The organism is Oceanospirillum sanctuarii, assembly GCF_002150805.1.
Classification (GTDB): domain Bacteria; phylum Pseudomonadota; class Gammaproteobacteria; order Pseudomonadales; family Halomonadaceae; genus Oceanospirillum; species Oceanospirillum sanctuarii.
In genome coordinates this window covers 247,278-263,134 of record NZ_MTBA01000003.1, presented here as the reverse complement: position 1 = coordinate 263,134, position 15,857 = coordinate 247,278, and the positions used below count along the sequence as shown (strand labels likewise).

Here is a 15,857-nt window from a genome sequence, read left to right as displayed (position 1 = left end):
TAAAAAACCGCTGCTTCTGCAAAGAAGCAGCGGTTTTTTTATGCCTGAAGATCGGATTGTGATCTTCAGGGTTCACCATTCAATAAGGCAGGACTTTACGCGCTGACCAGCTGATCGGCAGTCGGTACAACAGGTGCTGACTGATCGAAGAAGCCTTCGGTGTGGATCATCTCATCCTGCGCCCCCAATGCTTTGGCGGCTTTGATGCAATCATCAACAAACTCCGGGCTCCCAGCGATATAAAGTGCGTGCTTGGACAGATCCGGATACTGCTTAGGCAGGAGCTCCGGGATACGTCCCTGCTGAAAGCCTTCCTTCTCTTCCTGAGTCAGGGTCGGAATAAACTTGAAGCGACGGTGACGCACATTCCACAGCTCCATCATGCCCTTACAGTAAACATCCGCTTCGGTGCGGGCGGAGAACAGCAGGTGCACCGGCTGTTTAAACCCACGGCGCAGAGCAGCATCGGTCAGTCCCATAATCGGCGCAAGACCCGTACCCGCCGCGAGACATAATACAGGGCTGTCGGTGCCCGGATCACCAATAAAGGTGCCGTAAGGGCCGGACAGATTGATCATGCTGCCGGGCGTCGCATTGTCATGTACCCAGTTACTGGTTGCGCCATCAGGTACGCGGGTAATCTGCAGGACAATTTCACCATCCGGGCGAGGCGCATTAGCAATCGAGTAGGAGCGCGGCGTAATGGTTTTCTGGGTGTCAGACAGAGAGACATACTGACCCGGCCAGAAGCGGATCGCTTCACCCACAGGGCGCAGGCGAATTTCTGCGATGCGCGGGGTACGCTCAATACGGTCAACCACAACGCAGCGTACATTTTCGCGGGGCGGGAATAACTTAGGCTTGGCATCATCGGTGCCCCAGTCGATTTCAAGTTCATCGCTCAGGGGTTTACACATACACATCAGGCCGTAGCCCTGGGCGCGTTCTTCCTGAGACAGTGCCATATCCAGCACCATACCCTGATCGAACTCTCCGTCTAAAACCTTAACTTTACACTCACCGCAGGCACCGGCGCGGCAGTTGTTCTGCAGGGCGTAACCAGCATTTTCCAGAGTTTCCAGAACGGTTTCACCCGGTTTGCCTTCTACAAGTTTGCCGGATGGGGATAAACGAATCGCTGACATAATTAAACCTCCGGGCCTGATGGCTGACCCTTATTCTGCGGGTTGAAACAGCAACCCGGTTTAACGGCTGCAAAATGGAGATAACAGTGACATCTTGCAGAAAAAGGTCTGCCCGGCGTGACAGGGTGTGGTTTGGTCGCGAACGACTTGAGGCTGGGCAGACGAAAACAGCCACCCCGCAAACCCCAGGGAGAGTTTGCCGGGCGGCTGAGTGAGCAACAGTGACTGAACTTAGAAGATCGGAATGATATCCGCTGCGTCCAGATCAGCCTGAGTCACTTCTTCACCTGTGATATCCACTTCCGGGATCGCAGGGAATGGCGTGTCGTACTTATCCAGAACCGCTTTCAGGTTCAGCATCGCATTACGCCAGTTTTCCAGCTTGGCTTCGTAAGTTGGGATACCAAAGCCTGCTTCACGGCACAGGGCTTCTGCTTCGCGCTGAGTCGGAATAAAGTCTTCCGGCAGATCCCAGAACTCTGCTGGTGGCTCAAACAGTACCGCAGACAGGAAGAGATAACCGGCGCGGATCTGCTTAGTGATCACGGACTTGTCTTCTTTCGACAGGTTCGGGTAATCACGCTCCATCAGAGACAGGCAGATCGCCATGTGACGGCCTTCATCACGACCGATGTTTTTAAACGCTTCGGTAAATACTAGTTCTTCACAGCTTTCAGACATCTGCTTGAAGATGGTTGCCGCAGCGATTTCACCCATTAGGAAGGAGCTGAACAGTACTGCCAGACTGTACTTAGGCACCGCTTGCTTGTAGCCATTCCAGTAGCGACCGCCGTTGTAGTACAACCAGCGGGCGTTTTTCTGCAGGCGACGACCCAGTTCGGTCTTCGGCTCATATTCCAGCGGGCTTGGCGATTCCAGTAGCTTGGTGATCACCAGACCACACATCTGCTCGTGATTTTGCTCGTCGCGGGTTACTGAGAAGAAGCAACGACGGATCGCATCTTCTTCGTGGTCTTCGTAGGTTTTGATAAAGGCTTCAGCGAAAACCGGTGGTGCGGAAGCATCGAATACAGACAGCAGAGTCCACCAGTAAGCCATCGCTTCACGCTCTTCCCAGGAGTAGCTGGAAGGGTCGAAGGTATCCCAAGGCAGATCTTTCGGGTTCCAGGCCTCACGCAGAGACGCATCCCAGATCTCTTCTACTTTGGAAGACTTGGTTTCCCAGCGCAGAGGGTAAACGTTGGGTTGTGGAGTTTCTGGTGGAAATTCCATGGTATGTGCAATTTTGTCTTTGCTGTGCATTGCTAATCACCTGTTATTTTTGTCGTTGGTTTTATGCCGCAGTTTTGGGGCTGCAGGTTGAGCTGGCTTTCTGTCTGCATCAACGGGGCTCTGTCAGATATCCGTTGACGGGTGCAGATGGAAAGACCGTGCTGAGCTCTTTTCTGATTCATCGCAGCGGCTGCTTGAACAGGCTGTCTGAATCATCGGTGAAGAGAATATTGCGCAAAGAGATACTAAAAACAATATGTGATTTTTTATTGTGTATCGCTTTTGGGTGGGTTTGAATTAGAAGAAAATAAAATCATATCCTTATGATTTTAAATAATAATCTTTGGTTTTTAGCGGTTTTTGAATGGGGCGTAGTTAGACTTTTTGGGGTATAAAAAAGTAGTATCTGTTTTGATGTGAGTCAAAATAGTGATTCTTGTTTTATTGTTTTGTATCTTAAAGTTGGGCCCAGAAAGCTTCGATCAAAGGGTTCTTGAGTTTCTTTTTCAGCACGCAGACACCGACATCAAAGGCCGGTAGCGTTGGAGTCACTGGTAAGACCTGAACGGTATTCGCCAGAGGGCTGTTTTCCAGCACAATTTTGGGCACCACGCCGACACCGAAACCCAGACTAACCATGCTCACGATCGCCTCATTACCAGCAACCTGTGCGTAGATATTGGGTTTAAGCGCTTTATTGCTGAACCAGCGATCCACGCGGTTTCGGGCTAATCCTTTCTCAGAAAGAATCATGGGGACCTGCTCCCAGTCCACATCCTCAATATCACCTTCAAACTGAGGTGCGATCACAGGATCATCAGTCGGAGCGATAAAGAGCAGGGGCGAAAGTCCAGTGGATTTGAAGGCCAGTGTGTTGGGCAGATTATCCGGGCGGGCGGCGATGGCGATATCTTCATCACCGTTCAGTACCCGCTGAACAGCGGGTTCCGGTGCGCCGGTATGCAGCTTGATCTCAATTTTCGGATAGCTGCTACGGAAGCGGCGCAGAATATCGTGCAGAAAGCTGTAGCTGGCGGTGACCGAGCAATACATGCTGAGTTCCCCCTGTAGCTCCTGCGCATCCTCCAGCAGAGCGTTGCGGATCATATCCCACTGGCTAAGCGCTTCCCGGGCGTAATTCTGAAACTTCACCCCTTCATGGGTCAGGCTAACCGTACGATTGTCCCGCTCAAACAGGCTGACACCTAAAGAATCTTCCAGCTGCTTAATGCTGCGGCTGAGGGCTGAAGAACTGATATGGCAGGCTTCGCTGGCGCGACCAAAGTGCAGGGTTTCCGATAAAACCAGAAAATGTTTCAGCAGTCGGGTATCCAACAGGAATCTCCTCGGGAGCAGCGTAAAGCCGTAGTGAATAAACAGCGTCGAATAATGCGTGTTGCGTAAATCGGGATATATTGTTGCATATATATCATTTTACGCAATGTGTGCGCTGGTTTATCTTAGCCTCAACAGGAACAGGCAAGGCGAAAAAACAACCCACAGAGGTTAACGCCTTCGATAAAGAACAGCGCAAGAGCTGACAGAACTTTACTGCCGACCCTAGCTAACAAGCGTAAGTCCGCAAGGTTTACCCGACCTTTCGGCAACAGAAAGAAAGATACTAACTACCAAGAGTTGCTGCTCAGAGCATCAGCTCTGAGACATCAAAATAGGACGTGCCAACATGCAAGTTTACTACGATAAAGATTGTGATCTGTCCATCATCCAGGGCAAGAAAGTTTCCATCATCGGTTACGGTTCTCAGGGCCACGCTCACGCGTGCAACCTGAAAGATTCCGGTGTAGACGTAACTGTTGGTCTGCGTGCTGGTTCTTCTTCACGCGCTAAAGCTGAAGCTCACGGTCTGAAAGTAGCTGACGTTGCTGATGCAGTTGCTTCTGCGGACGTAGTAATGATCCTGACTCCTGATGAGTTCCAGGGCCAGCTGTACAAAGAAGAGATTGAGCCAAACATCCAGAAAGGCGCAACTCTGGCATTCGCTCACGGTTTCTCTATCCACTACAACCAGGTTGAGCCACGCGCTGATCTGGACGTGATCATGGTTGCTCCTAAAGCACCTGGCCACACTGTACGTTCTGAGTTCGTTAAAGGCGGTGGTATCCCTGACCTGATCGCTATCTACCGTGATGTTTCCGGTAAGGCGAAAGAAGTTGCTCTGTCTTACGCAATGGGCGTTGGCGGTGGCCGTTCCGGTATCATCGAAACCACGTTCAAAGATGAGACTGAAACTGACCTGTTCGGTGAGCAGGCGGTACTGTGCGGTGGTGCAGTTGAACTGGTTAAAATGGGCTTCGAAACCCTGACTGAAGCTGGCTACGCTCCTGAAATGGCGTACTTCGAGTGTCTGCACGAACTGAAACTGATCGTAGACCTGATGTACGAAGGCGGTATCGCCAACATGAACTACTCCATCTCTAACAACGCTGAGTACGGTGAATACGTAACTGGCCCAGAGGTGATCAACGAGCAGTCCCGTGAAGCGATGCGCAACGCGCTGAAACGCATTCAGGACGGTGAGTACGCGAAGATGTTCATCGCGGAAGGTCAGACTAACTACCCTTCCATGACTGCACGTCGTCGTAACAACGCTGCGCACCCAATCGAAGAGACTGGTGCTAAGCTGCGTGCCATGATGCCTTGGATCGCTGCAAGCAAGATTGTTGATAAAGAAAAGAACTAAGTTTTTTTCTGATCAGAAAAAGGCCAGCTTATGCTGGCCTTTTTTGCGTCTGGTAGAAAGTAACCTGACTTGCTATAGCGCATAATTTACTCAGAAAGCGGTGCGTTAAGCGCTTTTGGTAACCATTTAACACCTGACAGCGATAGAGACAGAAGGTGTTCAGGGTGTAGAATGTCGGCTTCAATCTTAAGTGATAGGTTTTTCAATGACTGATCAAGAGAAACAATCTCAGCCTGACAATGCTCCTTTAGGGAATAAGTCGGCTCACGATGACGATTTTGTGGAAGAGACCCGCATGTTGTCGATGGGCGAGGATGAGGTCGAAGAAGAGACTGTAGAGGAAGGTAAAAAAGTACGCCGTAAAGGTATTTACCTGCTACCAAATCTGTTTACCACAGGTGCGCTGTTCTCAGGTTTTTATGCTGTCGTCTCCGCGATGAATGGTGTATTTGATAATGCGGCCATTGCAATTTTTATCTCTATGATTCTGGACGGCCTCGATGGTCGCGTTGCCCGTATGACCAATACTCAGAGTGAGTTTGGCGCGGAATACGACAGTCTGGCAGATATGGTCTCCTTTGGTGTGGCGCCTGCGCTGGTAGCCTTCAGCTGGATGCTGGGCGATATCGGTAAAATCGGCTGGTTTGCGGCCTTTATCTATGTCGCTGGCGCAGCCCTGCGACTCGCCCGCTTCAATACTCAGATAGGTTCAACCGATAAGCGTTGGTTTATCGGTCTGCCAAGTCCTGCGGCAGCCGCAGTGATTGCGGGTATCGTCTGGACTTTCAGCGATATGAATCTTGTTGATACCAGCTATAAGTACGCTCTGGCCTTTATTGTGGCTGCTGTCGGTGTGCTGATGGTGAGTAATGTGCGTTACAACAGCTTCAAAGAGATCGACCTGAAGGGGCGTGTACCGTTTCTGACCATGTTTGTGATTGCGCTGATCTTCGTAGTGATTGCATACGATCCGGCAACCGTTCTGCTGCTGATCTTTGTTGGTTATGGTGCTTCCGGTCCGCTGCGTGCACTACTTAAGGGGAAAGACAAAGCGAAAGATCAAGGCGATAAACCAGCCGCCTGATCCTGCGCTTAATATCTCTGCCGTAATAAAAAAGCCGCTATTCCCTTTTTAAGTCGGGATAGCGGCTTTTTTGCTTCTTCACGGTAACGCCTGAGCGGATTGACCGGGCTGGGTTACGCGAAGCTCAGGGAATAACCGTAGGCATCCAGATAGGTTTGTTCGGTCTCAAGATCGGCGAGAGTCAGCGGATTATCCTCAAACCAGCCATCGGGGAAGCTGAGCTTGATCTGCTTGCCATCCACTTTGATTTTGGCACTCAGATTCGCTTCATCAGGACGACTATGATTCAGGTGCACGGCAAGACGCAGCAGAATTGCCAGGCAGATCAGAGGTTGTTCCAGAGCCTCCGGCTGTGTTCTGAACTCCGCCATAGGGAATTTTCGGCGGTGGCTGCGCACCAGCACCGCCAGCATCGCCTGATGCTGATGGGAGAAGCCGGGCAGATCTGAGTGTTGCAGCAGGTAGGCACCGTGCTTGTGAAACTGGCTATGGGAGATGGCAAGGCCAATTTCGTGCAGCTGGGCAGCCCAGCGCAGAATCTGGCGCAGTTCGTCATGTTTCAGCTTCCAGCTGCTTTTAACTTGATCAAACAGGTTGAGGGCTGTTTCGCTGACGATTGTCGCCTGTGATGCGTCTGCATGGTAGCGTTCGCTCAATGCCGTTACGGTTTGTTCACGAATATCCTGATGAGAGAATCGGCCCAGCAGGTCAAACAGAATGCCTTCGCGCAGAGCGCCATCGGTAAAGGTCATCTCTTCAATATCAAGCAGCTCAAAGATAGCCTGTAAAATAGCGACACCGGCAGGGAAAACCTTTGCTCTGTCGGAGCGCAGTCCATCCAGCTGAACACTTTCCAGATCTTTAAATTTCAGCAGGGCTTTGCTGAGCTTGCTCAGACCTTCCCGGGTGATCGGTCCGTCACACCAGCCATTCTGTTGCAGTACGGCAGCGGTGGCCTTGATGGTGCCTGAAGTTCCCACCGTCTGTTGCCAGCCCAGTTTCTTGTAGGGTTTTACGATATTGAGTAGTTCGTTCTTCGCAGCCAGAACTGCCTGCTGATAGCGTTTAGTTGTTATCTGACCGTCGGGAAAAAAGCGCTTACTGTAGGCGACACAGCCCATGTGCAGACTTTCCAGTGCCTTGGGCTCAAAACCTTCGCCGATAATAAATTCGGTACTGCCGCCGCCAATATCCGCTACCAGTCGACGCCCCTGAGGGGTTGCCAGAGAGTGAGCCGCGCCAACATAGATCAGACGAGCTTCTTCACGGCCGCTGATAATCTCAAGCGGGTGGCCGAGCACTTTTTCAGCGCGATTGAGGAAACTACGGGTATTGCGGGCGGCCCGTAAGGCATTGGTGCCGACGATGCGGATATTGTCCGGATTGATACCTGTAAGAAAAGGCGCAAAACGGCTGAGGCAATCCAGTGCTCTCTGCTGGGCTTCTTCGGTCAGGTTGCCGTCCTGATCAAAACCTGCTGCCAATTGTACTTTGTCGCCCAGGCGTTCCAGTGTGCGGATCTCTCCCTGAACTGAACGAGCGACCATCAGGTGGAAACTGTTCGAGCCAAGATCAATTGCAGCCAGCAGATCATTGTCGTAGCTGGCGGTCTGATCGTCAGTGATTGTTTCCGTTACCGGCTTGTCTGTTGGCTTATCCGTATTGCTCATTATTCTTGGCCTTACTGTCACGCTGAAAAGTTCCCTTATTATGGCACGATCATAAAAGTGTCACATGACGAATCCGTGACATCACCTTGTTTTTATAAGGTCTTTTGATGCGGCTTAAGAGTTCGTTAAGTCTGAGAACTCATCCTCTAACCCCAGAGATAGCAAGGTCTTGCAGATATCTGTTCTTCTGTATTAGCAAGCACTGTTATTTATTGGCTTATGCTTAATTCCAACTTTTACCGTCAGGCATTCCGGTGCTATGATAGCGGTATTCATTTAGGTGTTGTTGTATCTGCTAATCTGTTCAGGAAAAGGTATGACGGCATTCTGATCATCTTGAGAGCTCATCTCTGTCTCTCGTTGTAGATCACTGCGGTGAGTTGTAACGATCATGAGCCGGAAGAGCCGAAAATTTTGCCCCGGAGGCATTTAAATGAGCGAAAATATTGTAAATGTAAGCGATGCGTCCTTTGATGACGACGTACTGAAAGCTGAACTGCCTGTTCTGGTTGATTACTGGGCTGAGTGGTGTGGTCCTTGTAAAATGATCGCTCCGGTTCTGGAAGAGATCGCTCAGGAATACGCTGGCAAAGTTAAAGTTTGCAAGCTGAACATCGATGAAAACACTGATGTTCCACCGAAGTTTGGTATTCGTGGTATCCCTACTCTGATGCTGTTCAAAAACGGTAACGTTGAAGCAACTAAAGTAGGCGCTCTGTCTAAGTCACAACTGGCTGCGTTCCTTGACGGCAACCTGTAAGTGACCTTTATATTGCGCAGGCGCACATGTCTGCGCAATATATGCCGGTAAATACTGGTATCTCTGCCACATTGGTGGTATGTTTCTTTCCGTTGTGTGCGTTCCGCATACCTTCTCCTTTTGAACGCTACCAGCTCCAACCTGCTGGTCAGTCCCAGTCTGAACGAAACCTTTCGCCAGAATTTCGTAAACTCTAGCCCCTAAATCAAAGCTCCTAACGACCCATGAATCTTACCGAATTAAAGCAAAAATCTGTCCCCGAATTGATCGACCTTGCCCAGGAAATGGGTATTGACAACGTTGCTCGCTCGCGCAAGCAAGATATTATTTTTGCCATCCTGAAAAGACACGCGAAAAGCGGTGAAGATATCTATGGCGATGGTGTTCTGGAGATTCTTCAGGACGGTTTTGGTTTTCTGCGTTCAGCGGACAGTTCTTACCTGGCAGGACCGGATGATATCTATGTATCTCCGAGTCAGATCCGTCGCTTCAATATGCGTAAAGGCGACCATATTGCCGGTAAGATTCGTCCTCCAAAGGATGGTGAGCGTTACTTTGCCCTGCTGAAAGTTAACGAGATTAACTTTGATAAGCCGGAAAACTCCAAGCACAAGATTCTGTTTGAAAACCTGACGCCGCTGTTCCCGGATGAGCGTCTGGTAATGGAAATTGGTAATGGCTCAACCGAAGATCTGACCGCTCGTGTTATCGATCTGGTGGCACCTGTTGGTAAAGGTCAGCGTGGTCTGATCGTTTCCCCGCCAAAAGCCGGTAAGACCCTGATGTTGCAGAACATCGCTTCCTCCATTACCCGTAACAATCCTGAATGTCACATGATCGTACTGCTGATCGACGAGCGTCCGGAAGAAGTAACCGAGATGACCCGTTCTGTTCGCGGTGAAGTTGTGGCTTCTACTTTTGATGAGCCGCCAGCTCGTCACGTTCAGGTTGCAGAAATGGTGATCGAGCGTGCTAAGCGTCTCGTAGAACACAAGAAGGACGTGGTAATTCTGCTGGATTCCATTACCCGTCTGGCCCGTGCTTACAACACTGTGATTCCATCCTCCGGTAAAGTACTGACCGGTGGTGTTGATGCTCACGCACTGGAAAAACCAAAACGTTTCTTTGGTGCCGCACGTAACATTGAGCATGGTGGCAGTCTGACCATTATCGCAACCGCTCTGGTAGACACAGGTTCCAAAATGGACGAAGTGATCTTCGAAGAGTTTAAAGGTACCGGTAACATGGAACTGCATCTGGATCGTAAGATCGCAGAGAAGCGTGTTTATCCTGCGATTAACATTCGTCGTTCCGGCACTCGTCGTGAAGACCTGCTGGCGTCTGAGGATGAACTGCAGCGCGTATGGATTCTGCGTAAGCTGCTGAATCCTATGGAAGACACAGGTGCTATAGAGTTTATGATTGAGCGTCTTAAAGATACCAAGACCAATGATGAATTCTTTGAAGCGATGAAGCGTAAGTAAGTCTGAGATCCCGACAGAAGATGCTTTAAGCCTGACAAAAGGGTAAGCGAAGGCTTACCCTTTTTCGTATCTGGCGGAAGGCCATTGGCCGATTTTCCGACGGTTTAAGACCTGTCACCGCTAACACTAATTTCAATCTCCTTACCGACTGGCAATTGCCAGAGGAAATCAGGGAACCGAGATGCGTTATAAAGACCTGCGTGAATTTATTGATCAGTTGGAAGCGATGGGAGAGCTGAAGCGCATCTCCACTCCGGTTGATCCCAATCTTGAGATGACCGAAATCTGTGACCGCACCCTGCGGGCAGAAGGTCCGGCGTTACTGTTTGAAAGCCCGGTGGGTTATGACATGCCGGTGCTGGGTAACCTGTTTGGTACCCCGCGTCGGGTTGCTCTGGGTATGGGCGAAGATAACGTGACCGCGCTGCGTGATGTCGGTAAGTTGCTGGCCTACCTGAAAGAGCCTGAGCCGCCAAAAGGCTTTAAAGACGCCATCGAAAAACTGCCCGTCTTTAAAAAGGTCCTTAACATGGGGCCGAAAAAAGTGCGTAATCCTGCTTGTCAGGATGTGGTTATCGAAGGCGATGACGTTGATCTGTACAAGTTGCCGATTCAGACCTGCTGGCCCGGCGATGCGGGGCCTCTGGTGACCTGGCCTCTGGTGATCACTAAAGGCCCGCATAAAGAACGTCAGAATCTGGGTATCTACCGTCAGCAGCTGATCGGCAAAAACAAGCTGATTATGCGTTGGCTGTCCCATCGGGGCGGTGCTTTGGATTTCCGCGAGTGGCAGCAGACCCATCCGGGAGAACCTTTTCCGGTTGCTGTAGCGCTGGGTGCTGATCCGGCGACGATTCTGGGCGCAGTAACACCTGTGCCGGATACGCTTTCTGAGTACGCCTTTGCTGGTCTGTTACGTGGCTCTAAAACCGAGCTGGGCAAGTGTATCGGTAACGACCTGCAGGTGCCGGCAAATGCTGAGATCATTCTGGAAGGCCATATCTATCCGGACGAACTGGCTCCGGAAGGCCCGTTTGGCGATCACACCGGTTACTACAACGAAGTGGAAAGCTTCCCGGTATTTACCGTCGAGCGTATCACTCATCGTAAAGACCCGATTTATCACAGCACCTACACCGGACGTCCACCGGATGAGCCAGCGGTTCTGGGCGTGGCGCTGAACGAAGTTTTTGTGCCGATTCTGCAGAAGCAGTTCCCGGAAATTGTCGATTTCTATCTGCCACCGGAAGGTTGCTCCTACCGTATGGCGGTGGTGAGTATGAAGAAGCAGTATCCTGGCCATGCCAAGCGCGTGATGATGGGAGTCTGGTCTTTCCTGCGTCAGTTTATGTACACCAAGTTTGTTATTGTCACTGATGACGATATCAATGTTCGGGACTGGAAGGATGTGATCTGGGCGATTACCACCCGTATGGACCCAGCTCGTGATACCACTATGATCGAAAACACCCCGATCGATTATCTGGATTTCGCTTCACCGATTCCCCGTCTGGGTTCCAAGATGGGTATGGATGCCACCAATAAGATGCCCGGTGAAACCGATCGTGAGTGGGGCGAGCCTATCGAGATGGATGCGGCTGTTAAGCAGCGTGTCGATGATCTTTGGGACGAACTGGGTATTTTTGATAAACCTTCATCCTGAGACAATCCTCAGGATCTGAATCCGATTTCTCAGCAGTATCTCCCGATTCTTGCAAGCCGAAGGCTTATCGGAATCGGGAGTGGTAAACCGGAATGACCACAACGGATAAACGTACGCTCAGGGTTGATTGTCATCAGAAGTTGGCGGGTTTTAATGTCGCCCCTGATGAGAACTTTCTGGAAGCGGCAAAACAACAGGGATTCCGCCTGCTGAGAGGGTGTAAAAATGGCGTCTGTGAAGTGTGTGAAAGCACTTTGATCCGTGGAACGTTGTCTTATCGGGCTTCCTCCGGCCTTCGCACCGTCACACCCGGAGAATCTTTTTTATTTTGTACTGCATCGGCAACTGAACCGGTTGAGATCCAGCTTAACCGGGTGCTTGCTCCAGGAGAATTTATAGTGAAGACAATGGCTTGTCAGATTGAAAGTGTTGAACAGCTGGGCGCAACCGATGTTTATCGGGTTGTACTGAAAACCCCAGCCGGAAATCTGCCTGATTTTGCAGCGGGCCAGTATCTGGAAATCATCCTGCCTAATGGCGACCGCAACGCTTTCTCAATTGCTAACCGTCCGGATGGGCGCCGTCTGGAGCTGCACATTCAGCATCTGCCGGATCGGGATAATTCTCGTTTGCTGCTGCAGACGCTTCAGGAGCAGAGCAGCATTCAGGTGGAATTGCCAAAAGGTGAGTGCACGTTAAAAGCGACCGGCACGGACAAGGTGTTTTTTGTTGCTGCAGGAACCGGTTTTACCCAGATGAAGGCACTGATTGAAGAGGCTTTAGAGCAGGGTTCCGCTCAGCAGCTGTATCTTTACTGGGGAGCCCGCCGCCCACAGGATCTCTACATGGCTGAGTTGCCGGAGCAATGGCAGCAGGCCTATGAAAACTTCCACTTTGTACCCGTTATCGGTGATCTGCTTCCGGATCAGAAATGGCAGGGGCATGTGGGCATGTTGCACGATGCCATGATCAAGGATCACGGTAAGTTTGATGATGCGACTGTATATGCCAGTGGTTCGCCGAATATGGTCTATTCAGTGACCGATACTCTGATTCAGTACGGTTTGTCGGATGAATGTGTCTTCTCCGATGTCTTTGCCTACGCTCCGCGCGGCTAGACTTGGCTGCTGATTGAGGTTTTCCTGTGACCGATGATAAAGCGCTATCTCCGATTCTGATTACCGGCGGTGGCCGTCGTTTGGGGCGGCATGCCGCAGAGTCGTTTGCCGATAGTGGCCAGTCAGTGATCATCACTTACCGTACTGATCGCCCCGAGCTGGATTCTCTCAGAGCAAAAAGCATTGTTACTTTGCAGGCTGATTTTAGTCATCAGGCAGGTATTCTCGATTTTATCGAACGTCTCAAAGCAGAAACCTCCAGCCTGAGAGCGGTTATCCACAATGCGTCCGACTGGTTGCCGGATCATAAAGGTGTGGATAACGCTGATCTTGCCGAGGCTGCGGCAGGCTTTCAGCAGTTATTCAGTGTTCATATGCTGGCGCCGATGCTGATTAATCAGGCTTGCGAGCCCTTGTTGATGGCCCATGACGGTGCCAGAGATATTATCCATCTGACCGATGCAGTTGTGCGCAAAGGCTCAAAAAAACACGGCTCTTATGTCGCAACAAAAGCCGGTCTGGAAAGCCTGACTCAGTCTTTCGCTGCCCGCTTTGCACCGGATATCAAGGTTAATGCTATCGCTCCGGCATTGATTATGTTTCAGCCGGATGATGATGCCGAATACCGTGAAAAAGCGCTGAAAAAGTCTGCATTGCAGATAGAACCCGGCGCGGAAGTGATTACCCAAACAATCTGTTATATCCTCGACAATCCTTATCTTACGGGTGTTGTTCTGCCTGTAGAGGGCGGACGTTCAGTGGTTTAGTTGTCTTATTTCAGGGAGTGAAAAATGAGCAGAAAGTTTTTTTCCAGTTTGCTATCAGTAAGTATCGCAACACTGCTGAGTATCAGCTACGCGCAGGCTAAAACACCGAGTTACATGTCCTTGGGCTACCAAAAAAGTCAGTGGGACTTGAATGGCAGCTCCTTAGATGGTTCGGGCTGGTTTCTGGATGGGCAATATTCCTTGTCAAATCGACTAGGGGTGTTAGGAGGCTTTAGTCGGGTGGGTTATGACCAAACGGATGTGGCTGAATGGCAGGTTGGCGGACGTTTTCAACAGAACCTTATTTTTCGTTCAGTGATCGGACTGGAATATCGATATCTAAACCTTAAGGTTGAATCAGCTGACACAGAGGCTGATGAGTTTGGTCATAGGGCAGCTATAAACCTGCATGTTGAGTTTGGGTCTTCAGGTCATTCAGAAAGACCGGGAATTCTCGAATTGGGTGCAGCATTAACATCGTATGAATCTGATGACAGGGAGTTATTCTCTATTGGTTATCGCGCATATCTGAACCGTGGTTTTTCTCTGGCCTTGCATCTTCAAACAGAATCCGATGATCGCCATTGGCTTGCATTCTCTATTCGGGAAGAGAAGTAAACCCTCAGCCTCAATCATTGCTTTATTTTCCTGCCCTAAAAACTCTTTAGCTAGTCATGTGGTTGATGGCCCGTGGCCATAAATACGCATGCCAAGAAAGTATCAGAGTTTCCGGCCTAAAGTCGCACTGGACAGTCTGTCATATCTCCGTAAAATGCCCGTCACAATTTGACTCAAGTCAAAAAGCGTTACCTATAAGAATTACTAAAAAAAGAAACAAGTCTCAGCACCCTTTAAATCAATCTGTGAGGATTTGAAATGTCTCATCATGACGAAAACTTCCGTGACGAAGCTGGCTTTATCTATGTGATTCCGGCTCTGGCAATCCTGATTGGCATGAACTGCCTGCCAGCGACCATCTTCTGGTCTCGTTACTTCTTCGGTTAATCACCGAAGGCTGTCTGGTAACTTACCGGATAAGCAAACAGGCTGATTAACGTCAGCCGCGGAAGGATTCGCATAAAAAAGGCCGTCAAACCCCGGATATTGATGTTGGGTTTATGACGGCCTTTTTATGGGTTTTGAAAAGCAGGTTTAAGAAGCCTTAAAGGTTTGGATTAACCAGCACCCGACCTTTTACTTTTCCTTCGATCATGTTCTGAGCACGCTCCGGCAGATTTTCCAGAGAAACCTCTTCTGATACCTGATCCATGATCTCCTGTGGCAGTTCTTCTGCTAAGCGTTTCCACGCCTGCACACGACGCTCAAAAGGAATCATCACACTATCCACACCCAGAAGATCAACACCGCGCAGAATAAAGGGCATGACTGTGGTGTTCAGAGCAAAGCTGGATGCGAGACCTACTGTAGCTACCCGGCCATCGTAGTTCATCTCGGACAGTACCTTGGCAAGAATGTCGCCACCCACAGTATCCACAGCACCAGCCCAGCGGGACTTATCCAGTGGGCGAGCCTTCTCTTCAAATTCACTGCGTGGCAGCACTTCAGAAGCCCCCAGCTTTTTCAGGTAGTCAGTGCTATCGGCTTTACCGCTCACCCCGACAACCTTGAAGCCATTTTTCGCCAGCAGCGCCACGGCAAGACTGCCCACACCACCGGTTGCGCCGGTTACCAGAACAGGGCCATGTTCTGGCTTTAACCCGCTTTCCTGCAGACGCATCACACACAGCATAGAGGTCAGACCTGCGGTACCTATAGTCATCGCTTGTTTCGCCGTCAGGCCGTCAGCCAGTGGCACCAGCCATTTAGATTGCAGGCGCATCTGTTGGGCGTAGCCGCCCCAATATTTCTCACCAACACTCCAGCCGGTCAGTACAACGGCATCACCGGTTTTGTAATCCGGGCTTGCGGATTCCGCAACGGTTCCTGCCAGATCGATACCCGGCACCATAGGGAACTGATGAACAATTTTACCGGCACCGGTTACCGCCAGAGCATCTTTATAGTTCAGAGAGCTGTATTCGATATTCACCAGAACATCGCCTTCCGGCAGTTCACTGATATCCAGAGTGCGGACGCCTGCCAGTGTTTTCTTTTCTTCCTGTTCCAGAACCAGAGCTTTATTCATACTGTGACACCTTGCTTATCTGAGCGGATTGGTTGGGGTTGCCTGCAGCATAGTCGATCCGGGCTGCTTTTTTGACTGTCTGAAAC

The 15,857-nt window shown here is 50.4% G+C and carries 14 protein-coding genes; 9 read left to right on the top strand and 5 right to left on the bottom strand.

Annotated elements, in window-relative coordinates:
- Positions 1-95: 95 nt before the first annotated feature.
- The 3 genes from BV405_RS04985 to ilvY all read right to left on the bottom strand — a co-directional run bounded on the left by BV405_RS04985 (position 96) and on the right by ilvY (position 3,713).
- A complete protein-coding gene (locus tag BV405_RS04985; protein WP_086479765.1) occupies positions 96-1,145 on the bottom strand; it encodes a 2Fe-2S iron-sulfur cluster-binding protein in 1,050 nt (349 codons plus the stop codon).
- A gap of 231 nt (positions 1,146-1,376) precedes the next feature.
- The gene (locus BV405_RS04980) at positions 1,377-2,408 is read right to left on the bottom strand and encodes a hypothetical protein (RefSeq protein ID WP_086479764.1); all 1,032 of its coding nucleotides are present in this window, start codon (positions 2,406-2,408) and stop codon (positions 1,377-1,379) included.
- A 426-nt stretch (positions 2,409-2,834) separates the two neighbouring features.
- A complete protein-coding gene (ilvY, locus tag BV405_RS04975; RefSeq protein ID WP_086479763.1) occupies positions 2,835-3,713 on the bottom strand; it encodes an HTH-type transcriptional activator IlvY in 879 nt (292 codons plus the stop codon).
- Positions 3,714-4,062: 349 nt separating this feature from the next.
- On the opposite strand from ilvY, the gene ilvC reads away from it, so the two are divergent.
- Together ilvC and pssA are read left to right on the top strand one after the other, a co-directional pair.
- Positions 4,063-5,079, top strand: coding sequence for a ketol-acid reductoisomerase (ilvC, locus tag BV405_RS04970; protein WP_086479762.1), 1,017 nt, complete (start codon positions 4,063-4,065; stop codon positions 5,077-5,079).
- A 205-nt stretch (positions 5,080-5,284) separates the two neighbouring features.
- The gene (pssA, locus tag BV405_RS04965) at positions 5,285-6,163 is read left to right on the top strand and encodes a CDP-diacylglycerol--serine O-phosphatidyltransferase (protein ID WP_086479761.1); all 879 of its coding nucleotides are present in this window, start codon (positions 5,285-5,287) and stop codon (positions 6,161-6,163) included.
- 113 nt (positions 6,164-6,276) lie between these two features.
- On the opposite strand, the gene ppx is transcribed toward pssA, so the two are convergent.
- The gene (gene ppx, locus BV405_RS04960) at positions 6,277-7,833 is read right to left on the bottom strand and encodes an exopolyphosphatase (protein ID WP_086479760.1); all 1,557 of its coding nucleotides are present in this window, start codon (positions 7,831-7,833) and stop codon (positions 6,277-6,279) included.
- 433 nt (positions 7,834-8,266) lie between these two features.
- Between ppx and trxA the strand changes: the two genes are divergently transcribed.
- The 7 genes from trxA (at position 8,267) to BV405_RS17965 (ending at position 14,630) form a co-directional block, all read left to right on the top strand.
- Positions 8,267-8,593: a thioredoxin TrxA gene (gene trxA, locus BV405_RS04955; protein ID WP_086479759.1), complete on the top strand. Its 327-nt coding sequence runs from the start codon at positions 8,267-8,269 to the stop codon at positions 8,591-8,593.
- Positions 8,594-8,817: 224 nt separating this feature from the next.
- Entirely contained in the window at positions 8,818-10,077 is a 1,260-nt protein-coding gene (gene rho / locus BV405_RS04950) for a transcription termination factor Rho (protein WP_086479758.1), read from the top strand.
- Positions 10,078-10,258: 181 nt separating this feature from the next.
- Positions 10,259-11,740, top strand: a complete 1,482-nt coding sequence (ubiD, locus tag BV405_RS04945) for a 4-hydroxy-3-polyprenylbenzoate decarboxylase (protein WP_086479757.1) — start codon at positions 10,259-10,261, stop codon at positions 11,738-11,740.
- A gap of 92 nt (positions 11,741-11,832) precedes the next feature.
- Complete coding sequence (locus BV405_RS04940) at positions 11,833-12,858, top strand: 2Fe-2S iron-sulfur cluster-binding protein (protein ID WP_086479756.1); 1,026 nt, start codon at positions 11,833-11,835, stop codon at positions 12,856-12,858.
- A gap of 26 nt (positions 12,859-12,884) precedes the next feature.
- Positions 12,885-13,625, top strand: a complete 741-nt coding sequence (gene folM / locus BV405_RS04935; RefSeq protein ID WP_086479755.1) for a dihydromonapterin reductase — start codon at positions 12,885-12,887, stop codon at positions 13,623-13,625.
- A 24-nt stretch (positions 13,626-13,649) separates the two neighbouring features.
- On the top strand, positions 13,650-14,243 hold the full coding sequence (locus BV405_RS04930) for a hypothetical protein (RefSeq protein ID WP_086479754.1): 594 nt from the start codon (positions 13,650-13,652) through the stop codon (positions 14,241-14,243).
- A 258-nt stretch (positions 14,244-14,501) separates the two neighbouring features.
- A complete protein-coding gene (locus tag BV405_RS17965) occupies positions 14,502-14,630 on the top strand; it encodes a hypothetical protein (protein ID WP_281251638.1) in 129 nt (42 codons plus the stop codon).
- Positions 14,631-14,787: 157 nt separating this feature from the next.
- Here the strand turns inward: BV405_RS17965 and acuI are convergent, their stop codons facing one another.
- On the bottom strand, positions 14,788-15,771 hold the full coding sequence (gene acuI / locus BV405_RS04925) for an acrylyl-CoA reductase (NADPH) (RefSeq protein WP_086479753.1): 984 nt from the start codon (positions 15,769-15,771) through the stop codon (positions 14,788-14,790).
- Between the last annotated feature and the right edge of the window lie 86 nt (positions 15,772-15,857).

Coding starts and splice junctions, on each gene's coding strand:
- pssA (WP_086479761.1), top strand. CDS start 5,285: ATGACTGATCAAGAGAAACAATCTCAGCCTGACAATGCTCCTTTAGGG.
- BV405_RS04940 (WP_086479756.1), top strand. CDS start 11,833: ATGACCACAACGGATAAACGTACGCTCAGGGTTGATTGTCATCAGAAG.
- BV405_RS04985 (WP_086479765.1), bottom strand. CDS start 1,145: ATGTCAGCGATTCGTTTATCCCCATCCGGCAAACTTGTAGAAGGCAAA.
- BV405_RS17965 (WP_281251638.1), top strand. CDS start 14,502: ATGTCTCATCATGACGAAAACTTCCGTGACGAAGCTGGCTTTATCTAT.
- ilvC (WP_086479762.1), top strand. CDS start 4,063: ATGCAAGTTTACTACGATAAAGATTGTGATCTGTCCATCATCCAGGGC.
- acuI (WP_086479753.1), bottom strand. CDS start 15,771: ATGAATAAAGCTCTGGTTCTGGAACAGGAAGAAAAGAAAACACTGGCA.
- trxA (WP_086479759.1), top strand. CDS start 8,267: ATGAGCGAAAATATTGTAAATGTAAGCGATGCGTCCTTTGATGACGAC.
- BV405_RS04930 (WP_086479754.1), top strand. CDS start 13,650: ATGAGCAGAAAGTTTTTTTCCAGTTTGCTATCAGTAAGTATCGCAACA.
- rho (WP_086479758.1), top strand. CDS start 8,818: ATGAATCTTACCGAATTAAAGCAAAAATCTGTCCCCGAATTGATCGAC.
- ppx (WP_086479760.1), bottom strand. CDS start 7,833: ATGAGCAATACGGATAAGCCAACAGACAAGCCGGTAACGGAAACAATC.
- BV405_RS04980 (WP_086479764.1), bottom strand. CDS start 2,408: ATGCACAGCAAAGACAAAATTGCACATACCATGGAATTTCCACCAGAA.
- ubiD (WP_086479757.1), top strand. CDS start 10,259: ATGCGTTATAAAGACCTGCGTGAATTTATTGATCAGTTGGAAGCGATG.